The 14,324-nt window shown below is 37.4% G+C and carries 15 protein-coding genes; 12 read left to right on the plus strand and 3 right to left on the minus strand.

Annotated elements, in window-relative coordinates:
• Nucleotides 1-74 precede the first annotated feature (74 nt).
• A complete protein-coding gene (locus MWJ95_RS02835) occupies nucleotides 75-269 on the plus strand; it encodes a hypothetical protein (RefSeq protein ID WP_249104093.1) in 195 nt (64 codons plus the stop codon).
• A gap of 14 nt (nucleotides 270-283) precedes the next feature.
• Here the strand turns inward: MWJ95_RS02835 and MWJ95_RS02840 are convergent, their stop codons facing one another.
• On the minus strand, nucleotides 284-1,051 hold the full coding sequence (locus tag MWJ95_RS02840) for a sulfite exporter TauE/SafE family protein (protein WP_249104520.1): 768 nt from the start codon (nucleotides 1,049-1,051) through the stop codon (nucleotides 284-286).
• 528 nt (nucleotides 1,052-1,579) lie between these two features.
• Here MWJ95_RS02840 and MWJ95_RS02845 point away from each other — a divergent pair.
• The 6 genes from MWJ95_RS02845 to MWJ95_RS02870 all read left to right on the plus strand — a co-directional run bounded on the left by MWJ95_RS02845 (nucleotide 1,580) and on the right by MWJ95_RS02870 (nucleotide 6,937).
• Entirely contained in the window at nucleotides 1,580-2,200 is a 621-nt protein-coding gene (locus MWJ95_RS02845) for a DUF47 domain-containing protein (protein WP_249072177.1), read from the plus strand.
• A 15-nt stretch (nucleotides 2,201-2,215) separates the two neighbouring features.
• A complete protein-coding gene (locus MWJ95_RS02850; protein WP_249072179.1) occupies nucleotides 2,216-3,232 on the plus strand; it encodes an inorganic phosphate transporter in 1,017 nt (338 codons plus the stop codon).
• 264 nt (nucleotides 3,233-3,496) lie between these two features.
• Entirely contained in the window at nucleotides 3,497-4,195 is a 699-nt protein-coding gene (locus tag MWJ95_RS02855) for a response regulator transcription factor (RefSeq protein ID WP_249072180.1), read from the plus strand.
• Nucleotides 4,192-5,640, plus strand: coding sequence for a HAMP domain-containing sensor histidine kinase (locus tag MWJ95_RS02860; protein ID WP_249104095.1), 1,449 nt, complete (start codon nucleotides 4,192-4,194; stop codon nucleotides 5,638-5,640). Before MWJ95_RS02855 ends, MWJ95_RS02860 begins: the two co-directional genes overlap by 4 nt.
• Nucleotides 5,640-6,704: a LolA family protein gene (locus tag MWJ95_RS02865; protein WP_249104097.1), complete on the plus strand. Its 1,065-nt coding sequence runs from the start codon at nucleotides 5,640-5,642 to the stop codon at nucleotides 6,702-6,704. Before MWJ95_RS02860 ends, MWJ95_RS02865 begins: the two co-directional genes overlap by 1 nt.
• Before the next feature lie 11 nt (nucleotides 6,705-6,715).
• A complete protein-coding gene (locus MWJ95_RS02870; RefSeq protein WP_249072187.1) occupies nucleotides 6,716-6,937 on the plus strand; it encodes a hypothetical protein in 222 nt (73 codons plus the stop codon).
• Between the two features lie 276 nt (nucleotides 6,938-7,213).
• Here MWJ95_RS02870 and MWJ95_RS02875 read toward each other — a convergent pair whose 3' ends face one another.
• Together MWJ95_RS02875 and MWJ95_RS02880 are read right to left on the minus strand one after the other, a co-directional pair.
• Complete coding sequence (locus MWJ95_RS02875; RefSeq protein ID WP_249104099.1) at nucleotides 7,214-7,567, minus strand: DUF4260 domain-containing protein; 354 nt, start codon at nucleotides 7,565-7,567, stop codon at nucleotides 7,214-7,216.
• Nucleotides 7,554-7,994 (minus strand): MerR family transcriptional regulator, encoded by a 441-nt coding sequence (locus MWJ95_RS02880; RefSeq protein ID WP_249104102.1) that lies wholly within the window; start codon nucleotides 7,992-7,994, stop codon nucleotides 7,554-7,556. The genes MWJ95_RS02875 and MWJ95_RS02880 overlap by 14 nt, the downstream gene beginning before the upstream one ends.
• Before the next feature lie 847 nt (nucleotides 7,995-8,841).
• Between MWJ95_RS02880 and MWJ95_RS02885 the strand changes: the two genes are divergently transcribed.
• The 5 genes from MWJ95_RS02885 (at nucleotide 8,842) to MWJ95_RS02905 (ending at nucleotide 14,321) form a co-directional block, all read left to right on the plus strand.
• Complete coding sequence (locus tag MWJ95_RS02885; RefSeq protein WP_249072191.1) at nucleotides 8,842-10,290, plus strand: tetratricopeptide repeat-containing diguanylate cyclase; 1,449 nt, start codon at nucleotides 8,842-8,844, stop codon at nucleotides 10,288-10,290.
• Between the two features lie 271 nt (nucleotides 10,291-10,561).
• Nucleotides 10,562-11,077 (plus strand): sigma-70 family RNA polymerase sigma factor, encoded by a 516-nt coding sequence (locus MWJ95_RS02890; protein ID WP_134021435.1) that lies wholly within the window; start codon nucleotides 10,562-10,564, stop codon nucleotides 11,075-11,077.
• Nucleotides 11,064-11,726 carry a TIGR04104 family putative zinc finger protein gene (locus MWJ95_RS02895; protein WP_249104105.1) on the plus strand — a complete coding sequence of 221 codons (663 nt, stop codon included), beginning with the start codon at nucleotides 11,064-11,066 and terminating at the stop codon, nucleotides 11,724-11,726. The genes MWJ95_RS02890 and MWJ95_RS02895 overlap by 14 nt, the downstream gene beginning before the upstream one ends.
• A 129-nt stretch (nucleotides 11,727-11,855) precedes the next feature.
• The gene (locus tag MWJ95_RS02900) at nucleotides 11,856-12,440 is read left to right on the plus strand and encodes a biotin transporter BioY (protein ID WP_249072196.1); all 585 of its coding nucleotides are present in this window, start codon (nucleotides 11,856-11,858) and stop codon (nucleotides 12,438-12,440) included.
• Nucleotides 12,441-12,746: 306 nt separating this feature from the next.
• The gene (locus MWJ95_RS02905; protein ID WP_249104108.1) at nucleotides 12,747-14,321 is read left to right on the plus strand and encodes an amidohydrolase; all 1,575 of its coding nucleotides are present in this window, start codon (nucleotides 12,747-12,749) and stop codon (nucleotides 14,319-14,321) included.
• The last annotated feature ends 3 nt before the right edge of the window (nucleotides 14,322-14,324 follow it).

A 14,324-nucleotide genomic window follows, 5' to 3' on the forward strand; every position in this document is an offset into this window, starting at 1 on the left:
AATCAATCGTATTTTCCTTAAGTGATTTTTTAAAACTGAACATAATGGCTCATTTCATCCCATGATAAGCCTTCTTGATCAACATTAGCGACGAATGTTTTCGAAAGCGAAGCGGCAGCGACAAATGTATTCTGTGCGAAAGCGAAGCGGCAGCAACAATTGTTTTTCTGTGCGAAAGCGGAGCGACAGCAACAATTGTTTTTCTGTGCGAAAGCGAAGCGGCAGCGACAACAAAGTGCCCAGTCGGAACGGAAATCAACCACATGTAATAATGTGACCCATTTTAATGAATACTAAAAAAATCCCATGCATTTTTGACAATTAATGTACAAGTCATAATGATAAAAATAATCCGCATCATTTTTGTTCCACGTTTCAGCGCAAATTTTGAACCCATAATCGCTCCAAAAATCATGACAAAGCCCATCGGTAGACCGTATAAAAAGTTAACTTTTCCTAATAGTAAAAACATAGCAAGTGCAGCTAAATTTGATGTGAAATTAAAGGCTTTTGCATTTCCTGCAGCCTGCAAAAAATCATTTCCCATCATTAATAAAATGAAAATAAAAAAAGAGCCAGTGCCAGGACCGAAGAAACCATCGTAAAAGCCTACAGCAGTAAAAGCACCAACAAAAGCTATTTTCTTCACAGTACTTAATGATCGCTCTTCTGGTTGCTGCCCCCAATCTTTTTTGAAAACTGTATAAGCTGTAACAAGGACGAGCATAACAAGCATTAGAGGCTTTAAAATAGATGGTGATACGAGATGCACAGTATATGCGCCAATGAATGAACCAATAAAAATGAAAGGTATTATTTTCCCATTCTTTTTTACATCAACTTTGCCAGCTCGTAAAAAAGTTAACATGCTAGTCCCATTGCTAATTGTATTAGCGAGTTTGTTTGTGGCAATCGCTGTACTTGGGGGTAAACCAACAGCCATAAGCGCAGGTAACGAAATTAATCCTCCGCCACCGACAATCGCATTTAAAAAAGATGCGATAAAGCCAAGTACTAAAAGTATTGCAAGCGAAAGTAAATCAATGTCCATATGTATAATACGCACACCCTTCTATAACGCATATTGTGTAAGTTACTCTATTCTTATAACCATACTGTGAATTGTCATAATTGACAATGCAGTTTTACTTTTTTAACTTCTTTCACCGGAGTGCTTGGATATCCACTGAAATAGAGGAATTCAGTCTAAGAACACCACGTCCTGAGGTCATTTTCTAGGCGAAAGCGTAGCGACAGCAAAGGTTTAATAGAATGTAAATAGCGTTTACAATTCCTTAACATTGATAACGATGAAAAAATTGCAAGAAAAAAAGTTTTTTCAAGTATTTTTATAAAAATAAAAGAAATAACGGTAATATTTGAAGAAATATCGATAATTTTTGTTATCGAGTTTCCAACGTTTTCAACTTGGAAAAGCACCTTAAAATAATTGTGGCAAATTTTATATTACATTTTTGTAAATTCAACTCGTTTATGTTTAAAAAGTTGTAGAATTATGTGAAAGTTTTGTTATGATGATTGCAGAAATCGACAATATTCATTCAACAGGAGGAACATGATGTTCAACTCAAACAAGCAAGATCCATTTTTTAAAGCATTATTAAACATTTCTAAAAACGTTAAAGAAGGTATTTATTACGCTCATAACGCACGTATTGAAAATATAGATTCATTAAAAGAAATCGCAGACACAATGAAGCGATATGAGACAAGTGGTGATAAATTAATTCATGAGCTGATCGTTATGCTCAATAAATCATTTATGACTCCGATCGAGCGTGAAGATATTTTATCACTTGCCAATAAATTAGATGATGTTATTGATGGTATGGAAGGTTGTATTGCACATTTTGATATGTACAATTTAACAGAAGTGACAGACCCAATGCGCCAATTCTTAACATATATTGCAAAAAGTACAGATGAAATGGTTCAAGCAATGGAGCTGTTAAATAGTAAAAAGCTTGTTGAAATGCGAAAACATGCTATTCAAATTAAGGATTATGAGCGTGAATGTGATGAAATTTTCCGCTCGTCTATGAAGCAATTATTTATTCAAGAAAAAGATCCAATGCGCCTCATCGTGTTCAAGAGTATATATGAACAATTTGAAGATATTGCAGACTACTGTCAAACAGTAGCAAATACAATTGAAACAATAATTATGCGTAACGCGTAAGATGGAGTGTACGAAATGGATACGATATTACTGATAACAATATTAGTCGTTATATTTGCACTTGTATTCGATTTTATTAACGGCTTCCATGATACGGCCAATGCGATAGCAACTTCTGTATCAACAAGGGCATTAAAGCCACGTACAGCAATATACATGGCTGCACTTATGAACTTCATCGGAGCTATTACATTCGTTGGGGTAGCGAAAGCATTAACAAAAGATATTGTTGACCCGTTCAGCTTAAATGCTTTTAATGGAGATACTACAGGTTCTGTCGTTATTTTAGCGGCATTATTATCAGCAATCACATGGAATTTGATCACTTGGTACTTTGGTATTCCGTCAAGTTCATCGCATACTTTAATCGGCTCTGTGGCAGGTGCTGCAATTGCTGCGGCGGGCTTTAATATATTGAACTATAGCGGTTTTATAAAAATCATTCAGGCGCTTATTTTCTCACCATTACTTGCGTTCGCAGCTGGTTTCTTAATGATGTCTCTATTTAAATTATTATTTAAGGATATGAATTTATATCGAACGAATAAAGGCTTCCGGACAATGCAAATTGGTACAGCAGCTTTACAATCGTTTACGCACGGTACAAACGATGCACAAAAGGCGATGGGGATCATTACACTCGCTTTAATCGCAGGAGGCTTGCATCATACAGATGATATTCCTTTCTGGGTACGTTTTGCTGCAGCATGTGCGATGGGTCTTGGTACATCTGTAGGTGGTTATAAAATCATCAAAACAGTTGGCGGCAAAATTATGAAAATCCGTCCAGTCAATGGCGTTGCAGCTGACCTTGCCTCTGCTTCTATCATTTTCGGTGCGACATTAATTCATCTACCTGTATCTACAACTCATGTTATTTCTTCATCCATCATGGGTGTTGGAACAGCGCACCGTGTAAAAGGTGTTAAATGGGGCATGGCACGAAAAATTGTGACAACATGGGTAATCACAATGCCAATTTCCGCAGTCATGGCTGCAGCTATTTACTTTATATTAAGTTTATTTTTCTAACATAATGAGGGAATGCACAAATTGCGTGCATTCCTTTTTTTATTTGATTGATCGGATAGGTAGAGCGACGAATAGAAATGGCCCAAGTGACGGATATACCAGGCAAAACGACGGAAAGAAATGCAGCAGACGGTTTGTTCACACTTAACGTCAGAAAAAAATCGAAAAGTGACGAATAGCCAGATCTATGGTAATTATAAAGAAAGTATAAAGTTCAGAAAAAATGTCTTTTTACATAGTAAGGTTAGTGCAGGAGGAAAATAGATGAAAGAAAAGCTATTACTGATAGAGGATGATACGGCGATTGGACGTATTGTGAAGGATACGCTTGAGCAAGAGGGTTACCAAATTACTTGGGCAACAACGGGACTAGAAGGGCTAGCTGATTTTCAGGCAGATACATTCGATTTAGTGTTAGTCGATTGGATGTTACCGGAGATGGATGGACTTACAGTTTGCCAGAATATTCGTTGGGAAAGTGATGTTCCTATTTTAATGATGAGTGCGCGTAAGGAAGAGGCAGATAAGGTTGAGGGCTTGCAGGGCGCTGATGATTATATTGCGAAACCGTTTAGCTTAGAGGAGTTAAAGGCACGTGTAGCCTCACACTTGCGTCGCTGGAAACGTTATACGAAAAAAGAAATCGCTGAAGATGTAACATCCTTTGTACAAGGATTAAACATTGATTGGCAAAAGGAAACAGTGCGTCTTTATGATGAAGAACTTGCCTTAACACAAAAGGAATTCGCTCTATTAAAACTACTTGCGAAAAATCCAAGTCAAACTTTTTCGAAAGAAGAGCTCTACCAGCATATTTGGCAACAGATGAGCGTAGATGAAACACATACAGTCACAGTACATATAAAGGCGCTACGAGAAAAGTTAAAAGACCCTGTCAAAACCCCGTATTTTATACAGACGGTTTGGGGCAAGGGCTATCGCTTTATTGGTGAACCGCTATGAAAATTAAAACATGGTTACTTATCACTTTTTTTATCGTGATGGTGTTACCGATCACAGGTGCATATAGCCTTTATGTGTGGATTAATGCCTATTATCAAGATAAAAGCGTTGCTGAATATTTCGAAAAAACGACGGAGCTTAATCAGGTGAAATCAGTTCTTGATAATCCTGTGCATTATAAAAAAAGTGCAGCTATACAAGAAATTGAAGCACTATCGAATGATCAGCTGGCCATTACACTTTACTCGAAATCAGGTCTTGTTTTATATTCCTCCAATCCATTGAATTCGGGGTTTGAATCTAAAAATAATATATTTAAAGGTTTATATGAACTAAAGCAAAACTACAATGCCTTTACTTATAAAGAACCTGTTTATGAAGATGGGGAATTGCTTGGTGTTTATGAAATTCAATTAGTTAGGACAGATTGGGTAAAAGGTGTAGAAAGTCGTTCTTGGCTTGTGATAGCTAGCTCTATATTATTATTCCTCCTTATTTATTGTGCCGTTTTGATGCTGCTTAATCGTAAATTAAATCGACCGTTACAAGAACTGATGCGCCAAATGCGTGCTTTTGCAAAGGGGGAGCATGTTGAATCGAATTTAGTGGAGAGAAAAGATGAAATTGGAGAACTTGCTCACACTTTTCTTGCTATGCAGGACGAAATTGAAACTGCGCGTGTTCATTTAAAAGTTGAACAACAGCAAAAGGAGCTAATGATTGCAAGTATTTCCCATGATTTGAAAACGCCTCTTACAGCGATTCAAGCATATGCCGAGTCTTTACAAAGCAAGGCGTTATCAGAGGAACAGCAAGACGAGTACCGACAAATTATTTTAACAAAGTCTGAAACGATGAAGCATATGTTAGAGGATTTACTAATGTTCACTTTATTGCAATCTACAAGCTATCATTTAGAACTTGTTGTAGTAGATGGGGCTGAGTTTTTTGAAATGGCTCTATCTGATTATGAGCAATTATGCAAGGATCGAGGATTTATGCTTGAAGTCACTTGTGACATAGAAGGCGTGTATGCTGTGCATCCGAAGCAGCTTCAACGGGTGATCGACAATTTAATGAGTAATGCTTGGCGCTACGGAGCAGTAGGGACAACGATTGGTTTAGCAGCTGTGAATGCTGGAGAGTGTCCGCTATGGTGCTTTGAATTTGTACCGCCAGCTCTGAAAAAGCAAGAAGGTATGTATATCATCTTGCAAAATAGCGGGCAAGGTGTAAAGAAAGAGGATATTGAGAAGTTATTCGAGCCCATGTACCAAGCAGATTCAGCGCGAACAAAAGTTGGCGAGCGTGGTTCTGGACTAGGATTAAATATTGCCAAACAAATAATAGAAAAGCATGGTGGGACAGTCGAGCTGGTATCGCAAGAAGGCTCTGGAACAGCTGTACTTTGCTGGTTGCCACCATTTAAAGGAGAGAATTTATAATGAATTGGAAAAAATCATTACGTGCAGCAGGGTTAGTTGCCGCATTAACATTTAGCTTAGTAGGTTGTAATACAGAAGGAGCATATTCACCGCAAGAAATTATTGATCATGCTTTACAGGAAACGCAAGAATCACTTGCTTATTACGCTGAATACACAATGGATATGGGCGAGGTTGGTGGAAAAGCTCAAGTCAAAGAGTGGACAAAAGATGGGAAACGTCGTGTTGAGGTTACAAGTGATAAAGGGGAGCATATTATTTCGGTCAACAATGGCTCGGAAATCATTTCTTACAATGTAAAAGCAAAAAGCGCTTTTAAAATAGATATCTCTGAGGATGGTTTGGAATCTTTTCCGTCCCCTAGAGAACAGGCAGAAAAGATGTTTGATTTGGTAAAAGATACCCACGATGTTTCGATGTCAGGCGAGGAGAAAATTGCAGGGAGAGATACGTACAAACTTGTCGCCAAAGCCAAAAAAGATAATACATTGTTTGGCGATATGGAGGTATGGGTAGATAAAAAAACGTGGCTGACATTAAAAATGACAACGAACAATGCAGGCAACAAAACAACGACTGAATATACGAAAATGGATGAAAGCGCAAAAATTGACGATGCACAATTCATTCTCGATATACCAAAAGATGTAAAGGTGGAGGAAGTGAGTGGGGCTGAACCTGAGTCAGTAACACTGGATGGAGTAAAAGAACAGTTTGGTGAATTTTTAATGGTTCCTGAAGAAAATGGTTTAGAAATATCGAATATACAAGAAATGAAGATAAAAGATCGCTCAGAGTTTGCATTCGAATATTCACAAGATCAACAACCAGCATTTTCAGTATCTCTCTTGAAAGCGGTTGAGGATGATACAGAAATGGGTGATATTCCAGGTGAAGAGCCTATTGAAGTGCGAAATCAAAAAGGTACATTTATGAAGTTGGGTGATATCCTAACTATTAGTTGGCAAGAAAATGGAAATCAATATAATATTCTAAGCGAAAATCCTAAACTCACAAAAGAAGACCTATTAGCATACGCAAAACAAATGACCATCGTTAAATGAGGTGAATTGTAATGAAAAGAAATGAATTTATCAAATGTCTCGCATTGTTTTTATTTAGCACAGTTTTTTTATACGGTGTAGGTGAAACATACGGTGTTCCATGGCTACAATTTCATTTCTTCGGACAATACAATGATGGAGGTTTTTATTTCAACTTTAGCTCATTAACCCCTATACTAGGTGGCATACTAATTGTTGCGTTATATGAAACGAAGATTAAGCGACTTATTTAAAATGAGGAAAATCCACTTTGAAGAAAAGTGGATTTTTTAACGTTGATGAAAAACAGACAATAAAATCTGATTAATGATGATGAGTAGGGCAAATATAATAGCTAATTGCGTTTTTCCTGTAGCATACAGGGCTATGACCGCTAGAGACGCTCATCGCTGATAAAAGAGTCAGAACCGCTGATAAAACAGTGAACATCGCTGATAAAAGAGCCGGAACGCCAGAAGAACATTGACATCGCTGATAAAACACGAACGCCGTTTGCCGCCGATACGATCTTAAGCTATTTGTTGCAAATGAGTTTTAGTAAAGGCAACATCATATTTTAAACCATAGCCCAGTGTACGATCTAAAAATATATGAGCTAGCCAAATTATCGAGGCCATTAGTAGTGGTGATGATACAGTGACAAAGCCTATCATCAAGAGAATGGCTGGCAGGACTAAACTATGGCCAATATTGTAAAAAATTGCGCCGACTTTAGTGTAAATTATGTAGCCTAACATCGTTATATCAGGTAGTAATAAAAGTAGTACAAAATAAAGGAACGAAAATTCAAAATGCCAATAAAAAAATACAGTTACTAAAAATGCTATTAAATATTCCAATGAAATAATTTTACGTAGTTTCATGATGAACACTTCCTTCTTGTAATTTATTATACATATCCTCGATCAGAGAGCCGATGACCAACTTATTTTCAGCATATTTTCCTTCGGCCATTAATGTTTGAGTGAGCTGTATGGATTGTAGTGCCTGCTGATAAAAAAATAGCTGCTGTTCAATATGTGCGATCTTTGCTGAGAATAGCTGCACGGTCTCTTGATTGCAGGAATCTGAAGTAGGCTTTTGCTCTAGTAACAGAAGCTGTTTGATTTCTTGTAATGTAAAGCCAACCTGTTTTAATACTAAAATAAATTTTATTGTCTGTTCACAAGTGACATCATACACGCGATAGCCGTTATCCTGTTTACTTGGATTTAGTAATCCTTCTTTTTCATAGTAGCGTAAAGTATCAGTAGATAAATTATACTTAGCTGCAAATTGTTTGATATGCATGTGAGCACCTCCTGAATTCATCCTAACATTGGAGGATGATCCAATGTCAATACGGTAGTGTAAAGGGAAATGTGCAGCAAACTTGAAAAAATGATGGATGAAACATGCAGCGCATTTTTTGCGTCTCGCCTACTTAAATAGCTATGAGCAAAATATTTTTCTAAAGCGGGAATATGACAATTAATAAAAAAATAGTGGTATCACACATTATTGTTAAAGAGGATAATAGGTATTGAAAAATCTTCAAAATAAACGCTTTTTCTTGTATGTAAAAAGCTGTATAGTATGTATATAACTATTGTTTGTTTTAGCAATTTCATCAGTTCCAATAGTAAGTTACCCAATAACAAAAGTGTTGCTATTTGTAGGAGTTGGTACTTCCACTTGCTTATCGCAGGTGTTGATTGAATCAGATAGAAAGTGAAAAAGCGCCTTCATCCAGTTATTTAATATTGGAAAGTATCTCATTGAAGGGAAGCCTGGACGCGCACAGGAAGCTTTGCTTTACGCGATAGCGAAGCGACAGTAGGGACAGAAACCAAACAACGTTATGGTGATGATCTACATAGATTATAGTTTTTCTAACATTCTTCAAGTCTCTCTAAAGAAGGGGCTTGTTTTTTATATGTCAGGAAATTATAGTTTTTATACTGTCCTACATTTCTCCATATAAAAAGTGTCATTATGACAGAGGGATTACATTTTTTTTAGGAGAAATGAATCATGAAATGGAATTTTGAGGTTAAATTTACTCATAAAATTGAAAATAAATGAGTCTGAGGAATTGTAATATAATGCACATAAAGATAGTATTAAAGAAGTAGGGGTTAACATAAGGAGGGGCGGTATGAACACACAGGAGTTTGAAGAATTATGGATTACTCTAAATGAATTGTATGAAGCGAATCGCTTTATAGAATATATTGAATTAAGTAGCGCCGCAATTGAAAGCGCTATTACGCTTGGTATGCATAAAAAAGCAATCCGTTTATTACGTTTTCGTTGTGCAAGCTATTTTCAAACAGGTGATTTACAGGTTTCCATTAGTGTGCTTGAACAATATCGTGAATTAACCTTTCAATATGGCGATGATATCGATTTAATCCATCATTATATTTTAGCGGCAGTCTATTGGGGGACATTTGGCCATTTAAAAAAATCAAAAGAATTTTTGGTCAAGGGCCTAAAGATTGCCGAACGTGTTCAACATATAGAAAGTATAGGGAAAATTTATAATAATTTAAGCGACTTAGAAAACTCTTTTGGAAATTACCAAATAGCGAAGGATTTTGCATTAAAGAGCTTGTACTATGCTAATTTTTTTGAGACCAAACATGAAAATCCGTATACAGGGATTATGTATTCAAAAATAAACTTAGCTGTCGCTCAAATTTGGTTGGAGGAGTTTGAAGAAGCGGATGAATTATTGCAAGAACTGCTGGCGATGATTCAGAAACCACCTTATTCCAAGTTACAATTAGAGGTTATGAATGCCTATGCATTACTGTGTGAAAAGCAGGGACGCATTGGTGAGGCCATCGATTTGTATCAAAAGTCAAAATATTATGCCTTACAAAATAATGATTTATCAATGCTTCAAACGATTTATAATTCTTTAGTACAGCTAATAGAAAAGCAAGGTAATAAAATTGTATTGTGCGCGATACAAAAGGAATATATTGACATTTTACTAGAAATTCAAAGGGAAAATTATACACATTTATTATTTGAGATGGAGTACAATGACCAGAAGAAACAACTTGAAAAAACTTCTTACATTGATCCATTAACGAATATTTATAATCGACGTTATTTTGATGAGAATGCAGAAAAGATGCTGGAGAAAGCTGCAGAAGAAAATCAGCAATTAGCATTACTGATGATTGATTTAGATCATTTTAAAGAAATTAATGATACAAATGGTCATTTATTTGGTGATGATGCTTTAACGATTACTGCCACGACATTAAAAGACTATTTCCAGTCATTTGAGTCAATCGTTGGCCGTTTTGGCGGGGATGAGTTTATTGTGCTTTGTCAATTACAGAAAGGCGAATCTCTTCAAACGATGACGGAAGATCTTTATCAATCATTAAACTCTCTGTCCTTAACAATCAATGATGAGACCGTTCAGTTGGAATTTAGTATTGGCGTAAGTACGAATAAACAAGGCCAGATTGCCACTGTCGAGGAGCTGATCCAAAATGCGGATACAGCACTTTATACGTCCAAGCGCAATGGTCGTAACCAAATTACTGTTTTTGATCATTACAGTGATGCGGAAATCGTAACTTAACAAATCACATGATGGCTAATGATTGATTTAATCTTGTGAGATGAATGCGGATGTCCAAACTCCCGTTGAAATAGTGGAACTCCGACCGAAATGACCGACGTCTTGTCGGCCCTCATGTTACTGACGAGGCATAATTGATTAAGGATCTGCTACATTCAACGAATAATCGTTGGAGTTTTGCAGATTCTTTTCTTTTGAAAAATTTTAAATAAAAGTGAATCGGAAATGAAGCGGCGTCCGTCAGTAGTTTAGAAAGAAGGTGAGGACAACAATGGAAATAGAAAAAATTATTGCAGAGCACGGTGATTATTTACTAAAGGTTGCTTATTTATATGTGAAAAATGAAGCAACAGCTGAGGACATTGTGCAGGATGTGTTTATCGCCTTTTATCAAAAGCAAGAGCAATTTCGTCAAGAATCATCATTACGTACATATTTAGTAAAAATGACGGTCAATCGAAGCCATGATTATTTGCGGAGCTGGAAAAGTAAACGACTGACACTCTTTGAAAAAATAACAGGGCGTACAACGACAGTCACGCCTGAAAAAGAATTTCTTGCTAAGTCCACAAAACGAGAGCTAGTGGAAGCTCTGTTTACATTATCTGTGGCCTATAGGGAAGTATTGATTCTCTATTATTTTGAAGATATGACGACAGTAGAAATTGCACAGCTTGTATGTTGTCCAGAAGCGACCATACGTACAAGATTACAACGTGCAAGAAAGCAGCTTGCAACAGCAATCGGAGATTATGATTGGGAGGTGTTACGCCATGAATCAATTTAAAGAAGATGTGCTACAAGAACTTCAAGACGTAAAGCTTACAGATGAAAAAAAACGAATGATTGCCCAGAAAGCTCGTAGTAAAACGAAACAAAGAAGAAGTAGTCCGTGGCAATATCGCGTGGTGCTAGCAACGTTTACGCTTTTTGTCATTGGTTTTAGTTATTTATTATCACAGAATAAAAATTCAGGAAGACATCAGGCAACAAGCTTACAGCAAGAAACAGATACATGGAGTATATGGACATTTTTACAATATGACTTAGTAAGAGGTATATTAGTTTTTAGCTTTATGGTGGGGATTGCTTTTTTTATTAAATGGGTGTTAATAAAAAAAGGATATGGCCTACCAGTGTGCATTGAGTGTGGGGAAACTTGGTCAGGAAAGCATGCTCGAAAAATGTACCGGAAAAATGGACAGCTCGAATGTCCTTATTGTGGGAAAAAACAATATCGCACTAAAAAATCGATGCAAATGAGTGGTATTTTAACGTTTCCGTTTCCATTTATGGTTTTCATGCAATTTGTTTTTTCGAATATTACGATCGGAATCATTTTCTATTTACCTAGTATTATTATTTATTATCGTCTATTAGCACCATATGTTTTCGATTTACAAGAGGATGATCCTATCAACGATCCGCTTTGGTAATTTGTTGAAGGGGATTGCTAGTTCACTATAGTAATTTTTCGAAATAGATTGACAACAGTTTTCATTTGCTTTATCTTTGTGTTAACTTATTTACAACATGAGTTAACGTACAAGGGGAGGCAGTTTAGTTTGAAAAAGAGTAGTACCTATAATTATGTGTTAGCGGCATTTGGTGCAGCGATTATTGCTGTTCTTGCACAAGTAAATATTCCGCTTCCACTTATTCCAATTACAGGACAAACATTAGCAGTTGGCTTAGTCGTAACAATTTTAGGGACAAGAGTTGGTACTTTATCGGTACTGCTTTATATTTTACTTGGTGCTGCAAGCATCCCGGTATTTACAGGTATGTCGGGTGGTATTGCTATTTTAATTGGTCCAACAGGTGGCTATATCGTTGGCTTCCTTTTCACAGCAATTATTATGGGGCTATACTTAGATAAATTTGGTATTACGTTTGTCCACGCAATTATTGCTAATATTATTGGGATGGTTGTAACGTTGGCATTTGGGGCGACTTGGTTAAAAATCGTCGGAGATTTATCTTGGACAGCCGCATTTATGGGTGGAGTGGCGCCATTTATTGTTGCAGGTATTGTGAAAGCTGTTCTGGCAGCATGGTTTGGTGTAATTGTTCGTCGCCGACTAGAGCGAGCTCATTTAATTTCTTTCAGCGGGATCCAAACACCCGCTGAACAGAGGAACTCAGTCTAAGAACGCCACGTCCTGTGGCAATTTATCTGTGCGAAAGCGAAGCGACAGCAACACGGTTTTAACTGTGCGAAAGCGAAGCGACAGCAACAACACACGACTGAGGGACCAACATTACGTTGGTCTAATGCCTCCGGCGGATGTCACGAAGTCGTAAGGAGTTCACAGAGGATGTTAGCCTAAAATCATCGTATCCATGCGATAATGGCTAACTGACCTGCATCCGTCAGGCCTAAGCACAAGGCTGATTCCGGACGCAATTATGTCGAGGCATAATTGATTAGAAGCGATGGCATAGGAGGGATTGTTTTGGCGACGTTATGGACAGGTGGAAAAATCTACACGATGGCACAAGTTGACGAAACAGTTGAAGCAGTTCTTGTAGAAGATGGTAAAATTGTGGCGACAGGCTCGGTAGAGAGCTTGTCGCCACAAGCTACTTCTATTCAATACTTACAAGGAAATGTGATGTATCCAGGGTTTGTTGATAGTCATTTACATATTATTGGCTATGGGGAGAAATTAAAGCATATTGATGTATCGAACGTCAAAAGTAAAGATGAACTACTAGCCATTATCGGTGAACGGATGTTAGAAGTTTCTCCTGCTGAATGGGTGATTGCGATAGGTCTTAATGAGACACAATTTAAAGATCCTATTTTCCCAACTTTAGCGGAGATTGATACTTTAGGAGAAGCTCATTTAGTTATTAAGCGTAGCTGTCATCATTTAATCTTGGCTAATTCCAAAGCACTTGCATTTGCGGGAATTACAAAGGACACACCATCACCCGACGGTGGCGTAATTGATAAGGTGGATGGACAACTAACAGGGGTTTTAAAGGATGCAGCATTATATATGATTGTTAACCATATGCCTCATATTACACCTGAGTATATCGAGGATGCTCTTGAGAAAGCAGTAAGATCCTTACAATCATATGGCTTAGTAGGTGGTCATTCTGAGGATTTAAGCTATTATGGACTACCATCTCAACCAATAAATGCTTTTCGAAAGATCGTCGAGTCCAAGCAATCGTTTAAAGTTCATTTATTACAACACCACGCAGTATTTGAGGAAGTTGCTAAGATGGAAGAAACATCTTCTTCCTATTTAGAGTTTGGTGCAATGAAGATCTTTATCGATGGTGCCTTTGGAGGACGTACTGCTGCCCTACGTGAACCGTACTATGATGAGCCAGGTAATTATGGAATGCTTGTACACTCAACAAATCAATTAGAGGAATATGTTCAACTAGCACGTAAATATGGACACACAGTGGCAGTGCATGCCATTGGTGATTTAGCCATAGAAACAATTTTAGACGTATTTGCCGCCTATCCGCCTTGCGAAGGTCAATTAGATCGTGTAATTCATTGTAGCCTGGTCGATAGCGGTATTTTAGAAAAGCTTGCTGCATTGCCTGTCGCGGTGGATATGCAACCGCAATTTGTGCAGGGAGAGTATGCAGCAGAACTAGCTAGGCTAGGGGAGGAACGAGCAAAAGGCTTGCATCCATTAAAATCGTTGCTAGATCGTGGATTAGTTGTTGCAGGTGGCAGTGATGCTCCGATTGAAGTGCCAAATCCTTTATTTGGTATTTATGCTGCAGTAACAAGACGGAACTTTGGAGAATCTCATCGTGGGTACGGTCCAGAGGAGAAAATTTCCCGCTTTGAGGCAGTACAACTCTATACTATAGGAGCTGCACAAATAATAGCTCAAGACCATGTTCGAGGGAAGATCGAGAAGGGCTATACAGCAGACTTCACTATTCTAGAAGAAGATCTTTTTACGATAAATATTGAAAATATACCACAAGTAAAAGTCGCAAATACGGTTGTGGATGGCCGTATTGTTTATGAAAAACGCTGTAAAGAATAAACC

This window comes from Lysinibacillus sp. Bpr_S20, assembly GCF_023337835.1.
Classification (GTDB): Bacteria; Bacillota; Bacilli; order Bacillales_A; family Planococcaceae; genus Lysinibacillus.